Source organism: Gordonia sesuvii, from assembly GCF_036350415.1.
In the GTDB taxonomy this organism is placed as follows: Bacteria; Actinomycetota; Actinomycetes; order Mycobacteriales; family Mycobacteriaceae; genus Gordonia; species Gordonia sesuvii.
Window position 1 is genome coordinate 823,481 of sequence record NZ_JAZDUF010000002.1, and the last position, 18,706, is coordinate 842,186.

An 18,706-nucleotide genomic window follows, 5' to 3' on the forward strand; every position below is an offset into this window, starting at 1 on the left:
CGGGACGCGCACCTCAACCCAGGCCGCGATGTCCCGCCCACATCGCCGCCGCGCGGGTCGCGGCGTGATCGATCAACGCCGCGATCTCGGGATCGTCGGGTACGCGAAACGAGGTGTAGGCCCCTCGGCCCCCAGCCGTGGGCCTTCCGTAGGCCCTGGCCGCGAGCCGACCGTCCGACAGCATGCGGACGTTGAGCGTGGTCAGGCGGAACTCGACATCGCGCCGCACGTCGGCCCACTGCAGGTGCTCCGGAATCGCAACGTTGATCGCCAGCGCACTGACCTCGACATCGTCGCCATCACCTCGCGTGACGTCGTCTCGCATACCCGGACCGTACCGCCATGGTGGACGGTGCTGCTGAGAGAGGACGAAAGTCCCTTTGCGACTCCGAAACCCGACATGCGCGCCGAATCCCTCGTAGCATCCTGCGCATGGACTTCATGTGGGTGATGCCGGCCGTGGCCTTCGTCTCGTGTGTGATCATCGGGATCGGCTTCTTCGTGGGGATTCCGGGAAGCAAGGACTGAACCGTCCCGCGCCCCTCCTCGGACGGTGACCGTCAGGCGGTGACCGTCCCGCGCCACCGCCCGATCAACGCCATCGAGTGGTAGATGAGCAACGCCGCGGCGGCGCCGAGCGCGATGCCGCCGAAGTTGAGGTCCCCCACCACCCACGTGTAGTCGGCGATTCCGATGATCAATGGAATCGCCGCGGTGAACTGGTTGATGGGCCGTCCGAAGTCGACCCGGTTGGAGACCCAGATGTTGACACCGAGGATGCCGACCAGGCCGTAGAGAGCCGTGGTGACTCCGCCGAGCACCCCGGGCGGCACCGCCGCAATCACCGCACCCACCTTCGGCGACAGCCCGAGCAGCACCGCCGCCGCTCCGGCGATCCAGTAGGCCGCCGTCGAGTACACCTTGGTGGCCGCCATCACGCCGATGTTCTCCGCGTAGGTGGTGGTGGCGGTGCCGCCGCCGCTGCCCGAGATGACCGTCGCCAAGCCGTCGGCCGCCAGGGCACGGCCGATTCTGCGGTCGTAGTTGATGCCGGTCATCGTGGCGACCGATTTCACATGACCGATGTTCTCCACCAGCAGGACGAGGACGACGGGCAGGAACATCGGGATGACCGAGAGATGGAAGCTCGGAGCCTGGAAGTCCGGTAGTCCGATCCACGCCGCGTCGCCGATCCCGCTCGTGTCGACCTTGTCGAAGATGAGCGAGATCACGTAGCCGATGATCACGCTCAGAAAGATCGCCAAACGGCCCATCAGACCCCGGAACAGCACCACGGACGCAACCAGGAGAACCAGCACGATCGTCGCGATGACCGCGTCCTGCTCGTAGTTGTCCTTCGCGGCGGGCGCGAGGTTCAGTCCGATCAGTGCCACGATCGTCCCGGTGACCACCGGCGGCATCATCACCTCGATCCAGCCGGTGCCGGCGAAATGCGCGATCGCTCCGATGACGACCAGCAGCGCACCGACGACCACGATCCCGCCGAGCGCGGCGGATTGGCCGTTGGATGCGGTGGCAGCCAGCACCGGGGCGATGATCGCGAAACTGGAACCGAGGTAACTCGGCAGCCGGTTGCGCGTGATGATCAGGAACAGCAGGGTGCCGATTCCGGAGAAGAGCAAGGTGGTCGACGGCGGGAAGCCGGTGAGGACCGGCACGAGAAACGTTGCCCCGAACATGGCGACCACGTGTTGCAGTCCGATCCCGACAGTCCGGGACCAACTCAGTCGTTCATCAGGGCCGATCACCCCTCCTCCGTCGACCTGCCGCCAGGAGAAGAACCCACCCGATCGCGTTTCCGGTGTCGCCATGGGAATCAGTGTGCGGCATCGCGGGTCGCCTCGCTGCCGCAACGAGTGCCGTGACGGGCATCACGATCTTTTAATATGCATTTCAGATTCCAATTATGGTTCACTCATCTCATGCAACTCACCCGGTTCACCGACATCGGCCTCCGGGTTGTCATGCGACTTGCCGTGGCCGACGAAAAGCGCTCGGACACAACCGCAGTCACCACAGCGATCACCACAAGGGCGTTGGCAGTCGAACTCGCGGTGCCCTACACCCACGTCGCCAAGGTCGTCGGCCGGCTGTCCGAAATGGGCGTGGTCCACTCTCGACGCGGCCGAAGCGGCGGGCTGGTGATCACCGATCTGGGACGCGAAGCGCGGGTGGGCTGGCTCGCCGCCACCCTGGAGGGCGATGGCGAGGTGGTCGATTGCGAAGGGCCCCAACCCTGTCCGCTCCGACGGGCCTGTCGGCTGCGCGGCGCACTGGCGCGCGCCCGGGCGGCGTTCTTCGCCAGCCTGGACGAGCAGACCGTCGCCGATCTCGTCCGTGAACCCACCGCCGCTGTTCTGCTGTCCCTGGCGCCACCACATGCGTCGCACGACCCCGGTACGAGGTCGGCGGGCGCCCACACACCCTGACCGAAACGTCATCGAGGAAACAGGAGTCACCACATGTTGTCCGACAGTCAACGCAGCACCCTGGCCGCGACCCTCCCCGCCGTCCAGGATGCACTCGGCGAGATCACCACGAGGTTCTACCAGGGCCTGTTCACCGCCCATCCGCAGCTGCGCGAGGACCTGTTCAACCGCACGCATCAACAGACCGGCGAACAACCCCAGGCACTTGCCGGGTCGGTCGCCGCCTTCGCCCGGCTCCAGCTGGAGCCGGATGTTCGGCGGCAACGGTTCATCCTCGATCGCATCGCGCACAAGCACGCCTCCTTGGGCGTGACCCGCGAGCAGTACTCCGTGGTCCACGAGCACCTGTTCGCGGCGATCGTCGCCGTTCTCGGCGATGCGGTCACACCTGCCGTCGCCGACGCGTGGGATCAGGTCTACTGGGACATGGCCGACCTACTGATCACCACCGAGACCGGCCTCTACGAAGCCGCCGGAGTGACGCCGGGGCAGGTGTGGCGTGACGTACGGGTGACCGAGCGACTCCAGGTCTCCCCCGACACGGTCGCCCTGACCCTCACCAGCTCGGACGGCAGCGCATTGCCCGCATTCTCTCCAGGACAATACATCTCGGTGCAGGTCCCGTTGGCAGACGGCGCGCATCAGATCCGTCAGTACAGCCTGACCGGCGCCCCGAGCGCTCCGGACTGGCGTATCAGTGTCAAGTTGGCCGGAGAGGTGTCCGGGTATCTGCACGCCGAGGTGTTCGAGGGCGACACCCTGCGGGTGAGCACGCCGTTCGGAGATCTGGTGCTGCCCGACGACGACTCGCCGATCGTGCTCGCGTCCGCCGGAATCGGCTGCACCCCCGTCATCGGACTCCTCACCGCGATGGCGGAGTCCCGCGTTGCGCGGCCGGTGACCGTCCTGCACGCGGACCGGTCCCGCGACCGGCAGCCCCACCGCGGTCACCTGGCCGCCCTCGTCGAATCGCTGCCCGACGCCCGACTCTTCCAGTGGTACGAGAACGCGTCACCGCACGTGATCTCGGAGAAGGTCCGCTCGGGCCAGATGTCGTTGCACGACATCACGTTCGACCATTCTGCACATGTGATGCTCTGCGGTCCGGGCGGATTCCTGTCCGCCATGCGCGACGAGTTCGTCGACCGCGGAGTGGACGAGAACCGTCTCCATTACGAAACCTTCGGGCCCGAGTTGTTGCGCAGCGGCGCACAGGCCTGACAGCCACCTCCCAGTTCCGCAGCAGCAGGCCCGCAGAAACCAGCCATAGGTTTCTGCGGGTCGGCATCGTCGCCGACACGGAACACCAAAGGAGAATCTCGATGGCGCAACCCACCCCGAAGCCGAACACCTCACGTCGCCAACAGCACCCGGCACCGCAGCGGCGCCGTCGTCGCGTGTGGAATCCCCGGCTGCATCGCTGGGACTGGATGTGGTTCTGAGCGGGTCCACCCCGCCCTGACCCATCCCCTGCCCCGGGCCGTGACCCCCGATCACGGCCCGGGGCATCCCCGTGTTGATCGGACGCACCGTTGACCACTCGTAGCGCGTTTCGCCGCTTCTCCCCTGCACTCTCCGGGGAGGCCATTCGATTCTCCTGGGCCGCTCTGCTTCTGCTGTTCGCCGCCGGGTGCGAGATCGTGGCGATCTTCGTACTCTCCGATGTCATCGATGGCGCCCTGTCGGCAGACGGCGTCGGTCAGTTCGTCGAGCTCGCAGCGCTCTGGCTGTTGATCACCGCGGCGTCGACCGCGGCCGACTACCACGGCCAGGTGTGTGCGATCGGGATCTCCGAGCGCGTCGTTCTGCGACTGCGCGACCAGCTGTTCACCCACGTTCAACGCCTCGCCCCGGTCACCCAGCGGCGCTTCGGAATCGGCGATCTGGTCACGCGCCACTCGAGTGACCTCGAAGCCGTTGAGTACCTCGTCGGGTCCGGGGTGATGCAATTCCTGATCGCCGCGGTGAACACCGCTGGCCTGGTCGTCGCCGCGTTGGTGATGAGTTGGCAGGTCGCCGCGGTGGCGCTCGCCGCGGTACCGGCGCTGTGGGCGATCTCGGCCGTCTACGGCAGCCGCCAGACCCGGGTGACCCGCGACGAACGAATCGCCAACGCCGACATCGCCAAAGCAGTCACCGCTGCCCTGATCGGCCATGAGACCGCCGTCGCCTACAACCAGCAGGGCCGCGAGCACGCCCGCCTCCATCGGCACGGCGTCAGGTGGCTGACCGCCCGCATGGCGCAGACCCGGATCGAGGCCGGCTTCGGCGCGGCGATGGGTTTCGGGCAGGTCGTCGTCACCTTGGCCATCGCTGTCGCCGGCGTGTGGCAGGTCCGCGCCGGCGAGCTCAGCGTCGGTGAACTCCTCGCGCTCACCGGGTATCTCGGCATGCTCTATCCGAAGATGCAGGAACTGGCCGAAGTCCGGCTGGCACTGGCCTCGGCGGCGGTGAGTGCGGAACGCCTCGCCGAACTGCTGGACCTCGAGGCGACCGACTCCGACCACCCGCACGCGATGCCATACTCCGGGCCCGACCATCGCATCGCGGTCCGCGACGTGACCGTCCGTCGGGGCGAGACGACCGTGCTCAACGGAGTGTCGTTGGAACTGCGGCCCGGGACGATCACGGCACTCGTCGGACCCAGCGGCGCAGGTAAATCCACCCTCGCGTCACTGCTGTGCCGGTTCGGCCGGCCGGACGCAGGCCAGATCACGTTGGGCGGCCGCGACTTCGCCGACCTCACCGGCACGTCGATCCGCGACCACATCACCTTGTTGCCGCAGCAACCGATCATCGCGGCCGCGTCCGTGGCCGACAACATCGCGTACGGCCGCCCCGACGCCGATCGCACGTCGGTGGTGCACGCCGCCGTTGCCGCCGACGCCGACGCGTTCATCTCGGCCCTGCCGAACGGTTACGACACCCTCCTCGGCGAGGACGGCCTCACCCTGTCCGGCGGACAGCGCCAACGCATCGCGATCGCGCGCGCGATCCTCCGCGACACCCCCGTCCTCATCCTCGACGAGCCGACGTCCGGACTCGACGGCGCGACCACGCAACGCATTCTTCCACCGCTGCGCCGTCTCGCGGCCGGCCGCTCGACACTGCTCATCACGCACGACGCCCAGGTCATCGCGATCGCCGACGAGATTCTCGAACTGCGCGACGGGCACCTTTCGACCCAGCATCGAGTCGTCGGCGTCGGGTGACCCAATACGCAACTCGGTGCATATGAACTTGGTTGCATAGTGCATGAGTGCAGTGCTAGTTTGAGTTCGTGGCGCTCGAACACGCGATCCTGGTGTCGCTGGCCGAACGGCCCGGAACGGGCTACGAGATCGGTCAGCAGTTCGATCGATCCATCGGCTACTTCTGGTCGGCGACCCACCAGCAGATCTATCGCACGCTCAAGAAGCTGCATGCCGACGACCTGGTCAGTTTCGAATCGGTCGCCCAGGACGGCCGTCCGGACAAGAAGGTCTACACCATCTCTGATGCGGGACGAGAAGTCCTGGCGGAGTGGGCGATGAGTCCGACCCCGTTGCAGCCGCTGCGCAATGACCTCGGAGTCAAGTTGCGCGCCGCCGAGTTCGGCGACCTGGCCACCATCATCGGCGAGCTCAAGGCGCATCGGGACGAACATCTCGCCCAACTGACTCTGTTCAATGGCTTCGAGGCCGCGTACTACCCCACCCCGAACAGCCTGACCGGCCGAAAACTTCACCAATATCTGGTGCTGCGCGGCGGAATCCGGTCTGAACAGGGCTTCGTCGACTGGTGTGACGAGGTCATCGACGCCCTCGAACGCGAAATGTCCACCTGACACCCACGATCACCGCTCCACCGATCCCGACACGAGAGGCAACGCCATGTCAGCCCACACGGCCGAGCGAAATCCGCAGTTTCCCAACCTGTTCGAACCGCTGCAGATCGGCGGGATGACCATCCCGAACCGACTCATCATGGGTTCGATGCACACCGGTCTCGAGGATCGGGTGTGGGACACCGACAAACTCGCCGCCTACTTCGCCGAGCGCGCGAAGGGCGGCGCCGGCCTGATCATCACCGGCGGATTCGCCACCAGCCGGACCGGTGTGCTGTCCATCGCGGGCGGCAAGATGACCAACGTCCTCGAGGTCAAGCGGCATCAACGGGTCACGAAGGCCGTGCACGACGAGGGCGGCAAGATCGCGATGCAGCTCATCCACGCCGGCCGCTACGGCTACAACCCGTTCAAGGTCGCCGCCGGTTCCGAGCCGTCGCCGATCCACCCGTTCAAACACCTCAAGATGAACGAGCCGATCATCCGGCACGTCATCCGCAGCTTCGGACGGTCGGCGAAACTGGCCAGGCAGGCCGGCTACGACGCGGTCGAGATCATGGGCGGCGAGGGCTACCTGATCAATCAGTTCCTCTGCCCGCACACCAACGATCGCACCGACAAGTGGGGTGGCTCAACGGAGAACCGGCAGCGGTTCCTCGTCGAGGTCATCAAGGAGATGCGCCGCCAGGTGCCGCGTGATTTCCCGATCATCCTGCGCCAGTCCATCGCCGACCTCATCCGCAACGGCCAGACGTGGGACGAGGTCGCACTCATGGCGCGTAAGGCCGAAGAGCACGGGGTGGATGCGATCAACACCGACATCGGCTGGCACGAGGCGCAGGTGCCCACCATCGTCACCTCGGTGCCCCGCGGCGCGTTCGTGAAATTCACCGAACGTCTGCGCGACCAGGTGTCGATCCCGCTGATCGCCGCCAACCGCATCAACACCGCCGAACTCGCCGAGGAGATCCTCGAACGCGGACGCGTCGACGCCGTCCAGATGGCGCGCCCGTTCCTCGCCGATCCCGAGATCGCCAACAAGGCCCGCGAGGGTCGGGCCGACGAGATCAACACCTGCATCGGCTGCAACCAGGCCTGCCTCGACCACGCCTTCGTCGGCAAGCACGTCTCCTGCCTCGTCAATCCGCAGGCGGGCCGCGAAACGACGCTGCTGCTCGGACCGACGCGCCGCGCCAAGCGGGTCGCGGTCATCGGCGCCGGACCGGCCGGATTGTCGGCCGCGGTCGCATCGGCCAAACGCGGCCACAAGGTGGACCTCTACGAGGGCGGCTCCAGCATCGGTGGCCAGTTCTCCATCGCCTCCCGCATCCCCGGCAAGGAGGAGTTCAGCGAGACGATTCGCTACTACACCCGTCAGCTGGAGATCAATGGTGTGAACGTGGTGCTGAACAAGCGCGTCACCGCCGACGAGATCATCGAGGGCGGCTACGACGACGTGATCGTGGCAACCGGTGTCACCCCGCGCATCCCGAGCATCCCCGGGGTGGACCACCCGATGGTGATGTCGTATGCGGACGCCGTCCTCGGGCGCCGCGAGATCGGCAAGCGTGTCGCGGTGATCGGTGCGGGCGGAATCGGCTTCGACGTCAGCGAATTCCTCGTCACCGACGAGTCCCCATCGTTGAATCTCAAGGAATGGGAGCAGGAATGGGGCGTCACCGAGGACGGCGACAAGCCCGGCTTCGTCACCAAACCCCGTCCGCTGCCGGCGATCCGTCAGGTCTACCTGGTGCAGCGCAAGCCCGGTAAGCAGGGCAAGACACTCGGCAAGACCAGCGGCTGGGTGCACCGCGCGACGGTGAAGATGAAGGGCGTGGAACAGATCTCGGGCGCCACCTACGACAAGATCGACGACCAGGGACTGCACCTGAGCTTCCACGACGACGAGGGCAAGGTCACCGACACCCGCATCCTCGAAGTCGACAACGTGGTGGTGTGTGCCGGTCAGGAGTCGGTGCGCGAACTCGTCGACCCGTTGACCGTCGCCGGTGTCACCACGCACGTCATCGGCGGCGCCGACCTGGCCGCCGAACTCGACGCCAAGCGGGCCATCCGACAGGGCACCGAGGTGGCCGCGGGCATCGCCTGACCAAGGCGGAGGGGGTCTCGATTTCGTCGAGCGCAGCGGGCGTATCCCCGCCGATCGAGTAACCGCGCGAGCGCAGCGAGCCGGTGTATCGAGATCCCCCCGACCGCCCGACTAGGATCGTCAGACATGGGTGTCCCGTCGCCGACCGAGTCCTCCCGTGCCGTTGTCACCGGCGCGTCCTCAGGGATCGGGATGGCTCTCGCCTGGGCGTTGGCCGCGCGTGGGCATTCGTTGATCCTCGTCGCCCGGCGCGGCGACGTTCTCGAGAACCTGGCCGTCGAACTGCGCGCCACCCACCAGGTGCAGGTGGAGGTCCGCCCCGTTGACCTGTCCGATCCTTGTGCACTGGAAGTGCTGTCGGCCGAACTCGCCGGCCGAGAGGTGTCGATCCTCTGCAACAACGCGGGCATCGCCACGTTCGGCCCGGTCCGCGACCTCGACCCCGAGTACGAACGCGCGCAGGTACGTCTCAACGTCACCGCCGTGCACGACCTGACCCTTGCCGTGCTGCCCCAGATGGTCGATCGAGGGTCAGGCGGCATCCTGATGGTGGGGTCCGCGGCCGGCAACATGCCGATCCCGAACAACGCGACCTACGCCGCCAGCAAGGCCTTCGTCAACTCGTTCAGCGAATCCCTGCGTGGCGAGGTCGCGGCACAGGGAGTGCACATCACGCTGTTGGCCCCCGGACCCGTACGTACCGAGACCCCCGCCCCCGACGATGCCTCCATCGTCGATCGGATGGTCCCCGACTTCCTCTGGCATTCCAGCGCCAAGGTCGCCGAGATGAGCCTGGACGCACTGGAGCACAACAAGATGCGCGTCGTGCCCGGAACCTTGTCGAAGGCGATGTCGGTCGCCGGCGGATACAGCCCACGCGCGGTGGTCGCGCCGATCGTCGGTACGTTCTACCGCAAGCTGGGCGGCGACTGATCTCCGCAGCCGCTCATCGGCGACGTCGACGCCCGGTGCCGAAGATGGCTCGACTGAACTCTCGGCCCGCCTGACTCGCAGCCTGGCGAAGGAAGCTCTGGACAGGTTTGCTCGACAGAACCTCGGTGATCACACTGGGCTCCTCCGACATCGATTTCGGTTCCGGTGCCGGTTGCGGCTCGTTGATCGGTTCGGGCGCGGGCGGCGGCGCATCAGGCGATTCACCCGGCGCGAGAGTTTTTGCCGCCAGCCGTTCGTAGGCCGAATCCCGATCAATGGACCGGCCATATTTCGGATACAGCGGCCCGGCCTTGGCCGCAGCTGTGATCGCGTCGGCGGCGACCGCATCCATCGACGACCTCGGCGCACGCAGCACGGTCCACGCAACCGGCGTGGGCGCCCCCTTCTCCGACAACACGGTCACGATCGCCTCACCCGTTCCCAACGATGTCAAGGCCTTCTCGAGGTCGTAGACGTCGGACGTCGGGTAGGTCCGCACCGTCCTGCGCAAGGCCTTCTGGTCGTCGGGGGTGAAGGCGCGCAGCGCATGCTGGATCCGCGCACCCAGCTGGGACAACACGCCGTCCGGGATGTCGGTGGGCAATTGCGAGCAGAAGAAGACTCCAACCCCCTTGGAGCGGATCAGTTTGACAGTCTGCTCGACCTGCTCGATGAACGCCTTCGACGCGTCATCGAACAACAGGTGCGCCTCGTCGAAGATGAACACGAGCTTGGGTTTGTCGAGATCGCCCACCTCGGGCAGGAATTCGAAGAGGTCGGCCAGTATCCACATCAGGAACGTCGAGAACAGCACCGGTCGACCCGAGTGCGCACCGAGTTCGAACAGTGTGATCACGCCACGTCCCTCGGAGTCCAGGCGGATCAAGTCCTCCGGCTCGATCTCCGGCTCGCCGAAGAACGTGTCCCCGCCCTGTGCCTCGAGATTCGCGACCGCACGCAGGATGACCCCCGCGCTCTGAGTCGACACACCGCCGATACCTTTCAGTTCGGGCTTGCCCTCGTCGCTCGTCAAGTAAGTGATGACCGAACGTAGGTCCTTGAGATCCAACAACGGCAAGGCCTGCTGGTCGGCCCAATGAAAAATCAGACCCAGTACCGACTCCTGTGTTGCGTTGAGCCCCAACACCTTGCTGAGCAGGATCGGACCGAACGAGGTCACCGTTGCCCGGATCGGCACTCCGATGCCCTCAGAACCGAGCGAGACGAACTCGACCGGTGAACTTGCCGGCACCCAGTCGTCGGCCGTCAGCGTCGCACGTTCGACGATCTTCTCGCCGGAGACACCGGGATTCATCAGCCCCGACAGGTCGCCTTTGATGTCGGCCATCACCACGGGCACGCCGTTGGCAGACAATTGCTCGGCGACGACCTGAATCGACTTGGTCTTGCCCGTTCCGGTCGCACCGGCCACCAGGCCGTGACGGTTCATCATCGCCAACGGGATCCGCACCTTCGCGGCCGGGTCGACCTGTCCGTCGACCGACACCGAACCGAGTTCGATCGATGCGGTTCCGAATGCGTAGCCGGAAGCGATGGTGGCAGCAGCGTCGGCCACGTGCGTGTCCTCTCGTCGAGCCGTCGGTTCGACCCTCACCAGAGCCGACCATAGCGGTCGAGGCATTGCCGCGCGGCTATGACGACTAAGGTTGACCGGGTGCAGGACAAATTGGTGTGGATTGACTGCGAGATGACCGGCCTGCGGCTCGAGTCGGACAAGCTGATCGAGATCGCCGCACTCGTCACCGACAGCGAGCTCAACGTTCTCGGCGAGGGTGTCGACATCGTCATCCACGCCGACGAAGCCGACCTCGCCGCCATGCCCGAGGTGGTCGCGAAGATGCACGCGTCCTCGGGGCTCACCGACGAGGTTCGATCATCGACGGTGACGATCGCCGAGGCCGAAAAGCAGGTCCTCGACTACATCCGCACCCATGTGACGACCTCCGGTGCCGTCCCCCTCGCGGGTAACTCGATCGCCACCGACCGGGGCTTCATCGCGCGCGACATGCCCACCCTCGACGCCTACCTCCACTATCGGATGGTCGACGTGAGCTCCATCAAGGAACTGTGTCGTCGCTGGTACCCGAAGGTCTACTACGGGCAGCCCGAAAAGGGGCTGTCCCATCGGGCTCTCTCCGACATCCGTGAGTCGATCCGGGAGCTGAAGTACTACCGCGCGGCCGCGTTCGTCCCGGCCCCGGGCCCGGACGCCGACCAACTGGCCACGATCGTGAAGGACCTCGGACCTGCGTGAACACGCGGATCGGCAACCGATTGGAGTTCGGACGCCTTCACCCGCTAGAGTTAGTCCCTGGCTCTGGGACCCGGTGAGAAACCCTGGGTGACGGACGCCGATGGTGGATGTAGTTCAGTTGGTAGAGCACCAGGTTGTGATCCTGGCTGTCGCGGGTTCGAGTCCCGTCATCCACCCCGACAACGGCCCTCCGCGTGCATGCGGAGGGCCGTTCTGGTCGATATGCCCTTCGAGGCGATGAACCGATTGTTCACCTTTGCTCAGTACCATTCCGGCATGCTCGAGGACCTCAACAAATCAGCCAAGAAGGCCGGCCTACACGTCGCCGCCGCCAAGAAGTCCGGCCTGTTCTCGGTCCGCAAGGCCAAGAACGGAAAACTGATCGCGAAGAACGTCGACGCCGACGAGGTCGAGAAACTCATCAAGAAGCACAAGTGAGAAGCCTTCTCGGCTTCGAAACCCGCTTCACTCCAACGAATTTCGTGTTGACGTTGGTTAGCGCAGCGGCCACGGGTGCAGCCCGCCACTCAGAATGAGACAACTGCGTCCATGCCGTACCATCCCGGCATGCTCGAAAACCTGAACCACGCTGCCAAGAAGGCCGGGCTGCACGTCGCGGCAACGAAGAACAACGGGCGTTATTCCATCCGGAGGGCCAACAACGCCGCACTGATCGCGATGGACGTCGATGCGAGCGAGGCCGAGTCCATCATCGCCGCCCACACCTGACGCCGGGTGATGTGATCCGGGCGTGTAGCACTCGATCATGGGACACACACCACATGACCTGTTACCATGCCGTTACTTCAGGTCAAACGACCTAAACAATGGGTCGATAGCGTCCCCCGCATCACCCCGGACCCAACGGTCCACGGCAGGACGGAAAGCCTCCATGACACAAGACTTCTCGCGTCGTCTGTTCCTCGGGACCGGGCTCGCCGCGGCGGGCACCGCGGTCGGCGCGGCCACCTTCGGCGGTGGCCGCGCAAGCGCAGCTCCGGGCGACACGGTCGATGCCGTCGTCGTAGGTGGAGGTCTGTCCGGACTGGCCGCCGCGAAGACTCTCGTCGAATCGGGGGCGTCGGTGCTGGTGCTCGAGGCCCGCAACCGGCCCGGCGGACGCGTGCACAACATCAAGTCACCCCGACTCGGCGCCACCCTCGACGCCGGCGCCGAGTTCATCGGGCCGACACAGAATCACATCGCGGCCCTGGCCCGCGAGTACGACGTCCGCACCATTCCCACTTACAACCAGGGCGACAGCGTGTTCTGGAACAGCGGCAACGGCACCCGCATGCCCGCTGCCGTGCCACTACCCCTTCAGGCCGAAACCCTCGAGGCCGGAGTAGGTCTGGGCCGGGCCTCGATCGACGCGCTCGCGGGGTTCCCCGTCGGCGAACCCTGGAAGCACCCGAACGCGCGATACCTGGACTCGCTGACCTGGGGGCAGTACAGCCGTCAGATCACATCCACGCCCACCGGACAGGCACTGATGCAGGTCGCGATGTCCGCACCGCTCTCCGTCCGGCCCGATGAGGTGTCTGCGCTCTACTTCCTCAACTACATCGCGGCGTCCGGCGACGAGAACAATCCCGGCACCCTCATCCGCCTCCTGAGCACCGACGACGGGGCCCAGGAGAGCCTGTTCGAGGGCGGCGCAGCCCTCATTCCCATCCGAATGGCCCGCGCCCTCGGCAACCGGATGGTCTACAACGCGCCGGTACGGTCGATCAGCTGGTCGCGGGGCCGTGCCGAGGTTGTCAGCGGGGCGGGCACTTTCCGGGCCCGCAAGGTCATCGTCGCGATGTCGCCGGCGATCAGTGATCGGATTCGCTACGCACCCGGCCTCCCGGCCGCCCGTGTCGGGCTCACCAACGGGTACCACATGGGCGCGGTCAGCAAGTTCGCCGCGCTCTACCGTCGGCCGTTCTGGCGGGAGAAGGGGCTGTCGGGCCAGGTGTACGGCAACGGCCGTCCGATCGACGTCACCTTCGAGAGCTACGCCGAGGATCGACACATCCTGATGGGATTCATCTCCGCCGATGCGATGCGACGGCTCGACCCGGCACCGGAATCGCAGATCGTGCGCGAGTGCATCGGCAACTTCGTCGACTACTTCGGACCCGAGGCCCGAGATTTCATCGACTACGGCATCTACAAGTGGGACCTCGATCCCTGGGCGCAGGGCGGCCCGGTGGCCGTATCCTCGCCGGGCACCCTGACCAAGTACGGTCCCGCCCTGCGGGCACCGGTCGGCCCGATCCACTGGGCCGGCACCGAGACCGCCGACTACTGGACCGGGTACATGGACGGCGCCGTCCGCTCCGGCAAACGCGCGGCACGCGAAGTGCTCGGCGCCCTGCGCTGAACCTGCTCGAACCGAACAGAGGAACGATGATGGCCCGGATGCCGGTCGAGAAGCGCCGAGACCTGTTGCTCGACGCGGCATTCCGCGTGATCGCCCGCGGTGGTGTGGATGCGGCGACCACGCGGGCGATCAGCGCCGAGGCGGACATGACCCTGTCGACGTTCCACTACGTCTTCGCCTCGCGCGACGAACTGCTCGCAGCGCTGGTCCAGCGGGGCACGGACAACGAGATCTCCGTGATCGCCGAAGCCTTGACCGCCGCAGCCGAGGATCTGGTGGGTGGATTCGACGGTGTCCGGGTCATGTTGCGAGAAAGTCTGTTCGGCTATATCGACGGCGTCGTCGCCAATCCCGAGCGGGAGCAGGCGATGATCTCGCTCAACCAGTACGCGCGCCAGACCACCGGGCTCGCCTGGCTGGGCGCGGACATGTACCACCGCTACTACGCCGCCATCGCGGACGGACTCGCCCTGGCCGCGGCCCAGGCAGAAGTCGAGTGGACTCGCCCGACCGAGGAGCTGGCGCCCCTCGTCGTGGCTGCGACCGACGGGATCACGTTGGCCTACCTCAACACTCGCGACCGCGCGATCTGCGACCGGATCGCCGACGCCACGGTCACCTTGTTGCTCGGCCACGTCGTCCGGAGATAGCGGACACCATTTCATCTGCGACGACGTTGTCGCCTCACGATCAGGGGGACAAACCATGGGGGTATCACGCAGACACCTGCTCACCGGAGCAGCGGCGACGGCCGTCGGGGGCGGCGTCGCACTCGTCGCCGGTCAACCGACGGCGAGTGCGACGCCGGATGGCACCGCGCCACCGGCATCGGGCGACTATCTCGTCGGGTGTGGTCGTGCCGACATGACCGGCGCGATCGCAGGTCAAGGCATGATGGGCTATTCCGATGCCGAGCAGGTGGCGGCCGGTCTGCTGCAACGGTGTTGGGCACGCGCGTACATCGTCGTCGACCGCGCGACCGGTGAGCGGGTCGTGTTCGTCACCAGCGACGTCGCCTGTCTGTTCCAGTCGCACCACATGGGCGTGATGCCGAGGCTTCGTCAACGGTTCGGCGGGCTGTACACCGAGCGCAACGTCAATCTCAACGCTACCCACACGCACGCGTCATGCGGGGGTACCGCCTGGGACTTCGCATACACTCTCGCGGCCTACGGATTCAAGAAGAACTCCTATGATGCCGAGGTCGACGGCATCTACACCGCCATCGTCCGTGCCCACGAGAACCTCGCTCCGGGAACGATCTCGATCGGCCGCGGCGAACTGCACGACGCCAGCCGCAACCGTTCGCAGCCCGCCTTCGATCTCAACCCGGCATCCGACCGTCGACACTTTCCCACCTCGATCGACCCGTCGGTCACCGTGTTGCGGTTCCGCCAGGGCGGTACAGACGTCGGGGCGATCACGTGGTTCCCGACGCACGGCACCTCGCTGACCGACCGCAACAAGCTCATCGCGGGTGACAACAAGGGCTACGCGAGCTATCGCTGGGAGCGCACCGCACCCGGGTTCGTCGCGGCATTCCCACAGACCAACAGCGGCGACATGACGCCCAACCTCAACCTGGTCAAGATGCATCCGGGCGGGCCGACCGCGGACAACACAACCAACTGCGAGATCATCGGCGAGCGCCAATACCGGGCCGGCCGGGCAGCATACGACCGTGCGCGTCCGATGACGCGTGGCGGCGTGGACTCGGTGGTGCGCTACGTCGACATGTCGTCGGTACGCATCGACGGGGACTACACACCGGAAGGCCGCCCGGCCGCGACGACGCCGGCGATGATGGGTGCCGCCGCCGCAGCGACCAGCACCGAGGACAACTGGCGCTCGCAACTCGGATTCCTCCAGGAGGGCACCACCAATCCGGTCGTCACCGCGCTCGGCGGTGATCGTCATCCCCCGGTCTCGCCATGGATGCGAGACATGCAGGCACCCAAGCTGATCGCCTTTCCGTTGGGGCTGTTGCCGCCCTCGCCGTGGATACCCCACGTCGTCCCACTGCAGGTGCTGCGGATCGGCGAGCTCGTTCTGGTCGCCGTCCCCGCGGAGGTCACCATCGTCGCGGGACTGCGGCTGCGGACGGTGGTGGCCGATGCTCTTCGAGTGGACCCGGAGAGCGTTCTGGTACAGGGATATTCGAACGCGTTCACCCAGTACGTGACAACGCCGGAGGAGTACGACTCACAGCAGTACGAGGGCGGCGCGACGATGTTCGGTCGCTGGACCCTCTCCGCATACATGCAGGAGTTCCACGCCCTCGCATCGGCGATGGCGAAGGGGTCGGCGCCGGGGCGAGGCCCGGCGCCACTGGACAAGTCGGGGTTCCAGCCCGACCTGCTGCCGCCCGTCCCCGCGGACCGGCCACTCGCCGGATACACCTACGGCGACGTGCTGTCGGCGCCCCGCGCCCGCTACCGGGCAGGTCAGGTGGCGGCAGTCGAGTTCGTCGGGGCGCATCCCAACAATGACTTCCGGACCGGTGGTACGTATCTCGAAGTGCAACGCCGAACGCCCACCGGATGGGAAACCGTCGCCGACGACAACGACTGGGAGACCGTCCTGCATTGGCGGCGCCCACCGGACCAGGGCGACGCGTCCGTGATCCGCATCGAGTGGACGATTCCGGAACGAACCTCCGGACGCTTCCGTATCCGCTATCTGGGCGACAGCCGCGCGGCAGATGGGGCCGTCCGTGCGATCGTCGGGGTGTCCCCCGCCTTCGCCGTCGGCTGATCGCTGTAATTCTCACGGCCGCAACCACCACAACACCCGGCGACGATAAGGTCAGACGGGATTGTCCCTGCTGAGAACGCAACTCGAAGATCGGAACGAAGAACGATGAAGCTGCTCAGGCTCACTCTCTTGACGCTCGCCGGTGTCGTCACCGCGCTCCTCACCGTGTCGACCGCAACCGCGCACGGAGCGCCGGTGTCGACCGCACCGTCTCACCTGACCTCGACGTCACCCGGCGGTACGAGCATCACGTCCGTGCTGCAGAACGCGTCCTTCGTCGCCCGCGACGCGAACGCCCTGACCGTCATCGACGACAACGGCCGGACCATCGACAGCGTCGGGTTGTCCATCCCCCTCAACGGGGTCCAGGTGCCGCTGCGCGCCGAGGTGAGTGCCGATCGCTCGACCGCGACGCTGACGCCGATGATCAGCCCGGAGATGCGGGCCGCGATCGCCGCAGGCATGCACCCCGCGTCCGCTCAGAAGGACCGCGCCTGGAACCGGATGATCTGGCACATCAACAACGGATGGAACCGTGGCGGCGGGGTCGCCACCGCGGTCGGTGCGATCGTCGGACTGATCGTCGGCTGCCTGGTGATCGTGGGCTGCATCTGGGGCGCCGGTGTCGGCGCTGCGATCGGAGCCGTCGTCGGGATCAACAACGGCGATCCCCGGGCCGGCCAGGCAATCCTGAACTGGATCAACACCCCGTGATACGGGACGGGTCGGAGTCCTCGATCCGCGGACTCCGACCCGTCTGCCGTCGAATCACAGCGAGCGCGCGATGATCTCCTTCATGATCTCGTTCGTACCCGCATAGATCTTCTGCACCCGGTTGTCCGCCCACATCCGCGCGATCGGGTACTCGTTCATGTAGCCATAGCCGCCGAACAGCTGCAGGCATTCGTCGGCGACGACCATCGCACGATCGCTGGTCCACCACTTCGCCATCGCGACGGTGGGGATGTCCAGTGCGCCGTCGAGATGCTTGACGATGCAGTCGTCGACGAAGACGCGCGCGATCCTGGTCTCGGTGGCGGCCTCGGCCAGCTTGAACTTGGTGTTCTGGAAGCCGAAGATCGGTCGCCCGAATGCCGTGCGGTCCTTGGTGTACTCGATGGTCTGGGCCACCGCCGTCTCCATCCCGGCGACCGACGCGACGGCGATGATCAGGCGTTCCTGCGGCAGTTGCTGCATCAGCTGGATGAATCCCTGGCCCTCTTCGGCGCCGAGAAGATTCGAGGTGGGCACCCGGACACCGTCGAAGAACAGTTCGGAGGTGTCCTGGCCGCGCTGCCCCACCTTGTCGAGGACTCGTCCGCGCCGGAAGCCGTCGCGGTCGCCCTCGACCAGGATCAGTGAGATCCCCTTGGCGCCCTCGCCGACGTCCGTCTTGGCGACGACGATGATCAGGTCGGCCTGCCCACCGTTGGTGATGAAGGTCTTGGCGCCGTCGATGACATAATCGTCGCCGTCGCGAATCGCCTTGGTCTTGACGTTCTGCAGATCCGACCCGGTTCCCGGCTCGGTCATCGCGATCGCCCCGACCGCTTCCCCGCTTGCCATCTTGGGTAGCCATCTCTGCTTCTGCTCCTCGGAGCCGTACTCGAGGAGGTAGTGGGCGACGATGCCGTTGTGCAGGCTCGCTCCCCACGACGAGTCGGCGATACGCGCCTGCTCCTCGATCAAGACGGCTTCGTGCGCGAAGCTACCGCCACCCCCGCCGTACTCCTCCGGGATCGACATACACAGCAGACCGAGGTCACCGGCCTTGTTCCACAGGTCGCGGTCGACATGATGCTGCTCGATGAACTTCTCGATGTTCGGCTTGATCTCCTTCTCGCAGAAGCTGCGGGCGAGATCGCGCAGTGCGGTCAGGTCGTCGGTTTCCCACGAGGAGCGGTCGGTCATCTGGCACCCTTACGGTCGGCGTTCATTTCACCGACGATCGTAACAGTGGCTGATGTCAACGTCTGGATGCGAGCGCCTG

At 66.1% G+C, this 18,706-nt stretch carries 17 protein-coding genes and 1 tRNA gene; 14 read left to right on the top strand and 4 right to left on the bottom strand.

The features are described 5' to 3' along the window. Positions 1-13: 13 nt before the first annotated feature. Together VZC37_RS10495 and VZC37_RS10500 are read right to left on the bottom strand one after the other, a co-directional pair. Positions 14-325: a hypothetical protein gene (locus VZC37_RS10495; RefSeq protein ID WP_330432391.1), complete on the bottom strand. Its 312-nt coding sequence runs from the start codon at positions 323-325 to the stop codon at positions 14-16. A gap of 235 nt (positions 326-560) precedes the next feature. Beyond that, positions 561-1,832 (bottom strand): uracil-xanthine permease family protein, encoded by a 1,272-nt coding sequence (locus VZC37_RS10500; protein WP_330432392.1) that lies wholly within the window; start codon positions 1,830-1,832, stop codon positions 561-563. 111 nt (positions 1,833-1,943) lie between these two features. Here VZC37_RS10500 and VZC37_RS10505 point away from each other — a divergent pair, with 111 nt between their 5' ends. The 6 genes from VZC37_RS10505 to cmrA all read left to right on the top strand — a co-directional run bounded on the left by VZC37_RS10505 (position 1,944) and on the right by cmrA (position 9,319). Then, the gene (locus VZC37_RS10505) at positions 1,944-2,450 is read left to right on the top strand and encodes an RrF2 family transcriptional regulator (RefSeq protein ID WP_330432393.1); all 507 of its coding nucleotides are present in this window, start codon (positions 1,944-1,946) and stop codon (positions 2,448-2,450) included. Between the two features lie 33 nt (positions 2,451-2,483). Continuing rightward, entirely contained in the window at positions 2,484-3,671 is a 1,188-nt protein-coding gene (locus VZC37_RS10510) for a globin domain-containing protein (protein ID WP_330432394.1), read from the top strand. Positions 3,672-3,982: 311 nt separating this feature from the next. Beyond that, positions 3,983-5,662, top strand: coding sequence for an ABC transporter ATP-binding protein (locus VZC37_RS10515; protein ID WP_330432395.1), 1,680 nt, complete (start codon positions 3,983-3,985; stop codon positions 5,660-5,662). Positions 5,663-5,730: 68 nt separating this feature from the next. Then, entirely contained in the window at positions 5,731-6,276 is a 546-nt protein-coding gene (locus VZC37_RS10520) for a PadR family transcriptional regulator (protein WP_330432396.1), read from the top strand. Between the two features lie 46 nt (positions 6,277-6,322). Next, on the top strand, positions 6,323-8,386 hold the full coding sequence (locus tag VZC37_RS10525; protein WP_330432397.1) for an NADPH-dependent 2,4-dienoyl-CoA reductase: 2,064 nt from the start codon (positions 6,323-6,325) through the stop codon (positions 8,384-8,386). Positions 8,387-8,512: 126 nt separating this feature from the next. Next, complete coding sequence (gene cmrA, locus VZC37_RS10530; protein WP_330432398.1) at positions 8,513-9,319, top strand: mycolate reductase; 807 nt, start codon at positions 8,513-8,515, stop codon at positions 9,317-9,319. A gap of 13 nt (positions 9,320-9,332) precedes the next feature. Here the strand turns inward: cmrA and VZC37_RS10535 are convergent, their stop codons facing one another. Further along, positions 9,333-10,961 (bottom strand): helicase HerA-like domain-containing protein, encoded by a 1,629-nt coding sequence (locus VZC37_RS10535; RefSeq protein WP_431309373.1) that lies wholly within the window; start codon positions 10,959-10,961, stop codon positions 9,333-9,335. A gap of 33 nt (positions 10,962-10,994) precedes the next feature. On the opposite strand from VZC37_RS10535, the gene orn reads away from it, so the two are divergent. The 8 genes from orn to VZC37_RS10575 all read left to right on the top strand — a co-directional run bounded on the left by orn (position 10,995) and on the right by VZC37_RS10575 (position 17,430). Further along, positions 10,995-11,594, top strand: coding sequence for an oligoribonuclease (gene orn, locus VZC37_RS10540; RefSeq protein WP_330432400.1), 600 nt, complete (start codon positions 10,995-10,997; stop codon positions 11,592-11,594). 103 nt (positions 11,595-11,697) lie between these two features. After that, positions 11,698-11,770, top strand: a tRNA-His gene (locus VZC37_RS10545). 100 nt (positions 11,771-11,870) lie between these two features. Continuing rightward, positions 11,871-12,032 carry a hypothetical protein gene (locus tag VZC37_RS10550; RefSeq protein WP_330432401.1) on the top strand — a complete coding sequence of 54 codons (162 nt, stop codon included), beginning with the start codon at positions 11,871-11,873 and terminating at the stop codon, positions 12,030-12,032. 129 nt (positions 12,033-12,161) lie between these two features. Then, positions 12,162-12,323 carry a hypothetical protein gene (locus tag VZC37_RS10555; RefSeq protein ID WP_330432402.1) on the top strand — a complete coding sequence of 54 codons (162 nt, stop codon included), beginning with the start codon at positions 12,162-12,164 and terminating at the stop codon, positions 12,321-12,323. Positions 12,324-12,486: 163 nt separating this feature from the next. Then, complete coding sequence (locus VZC37_RS10560; protein ID WP_330432403.1) at positions 12,487-13,962, top strand: flavin monoamine oxidase family protein; 1,476 nt, start codon at positions 12,487-12,489, stop codon at positions 13,960-13,962. A 38-nt stretch (positions 13,963-14,000) separates the two neighbouring features. Beyond that, positions 14,001-14,612, top strand: a complete 612-nt coding sequence (locus tag VZC37_RS10565) for a TetR/AcrR family transcriptional regulator (RefSeq protein WP_330432404.1) — start codon at positions 14,001-14,003, stop codon at positions 14,610-14,612. Positions 14,613-14,667: 55 nt separating this feature from the next. Next, positions 14,668-16,716: a neutral/alkaline ceramidase gene (locus tag VZC37_RS10570; RefSeq protein ID WP_330432405.1), complete on the top strand. Its 2,049-nt coding sequence runs from the start codon at positions 14,668-14,670 to the stop codon at positions 16,714-16,716. A 105-nt stretch (positions 16,717-16,821) separates the two neighbouring features. After that, positions 16,822-17,430, top strand: coding sequence for a DUF8020 domain-containing protein (locus VZC37_RS10575; RefSeq protein ID WP_431309374.1), 609 nt, complete (start codon positions 16,822-16,824; stop codon positions 17,428-17,430). A 54-nt stretch (positions 17,431-17,484) separates the two neighbouring features. On the opposite strand, the gene VZC37_RS10580 is transcribed toward VZC37_RS10575, so the two are convergent. Then, positions 17,485-18,627, bottom strand: a complete 1,143-nt coding sequence (locus tag VZC37_RS10580) for an acyl-CoA dehydrogenase family protein (RefSeq protein WP_330432406.1) — start codon at positions 18,625-18,627, stop codon at positions 17,485-17,487. Between the last annotated feature and the right edge of the window lie 79 nt (positions 18,628-18,706).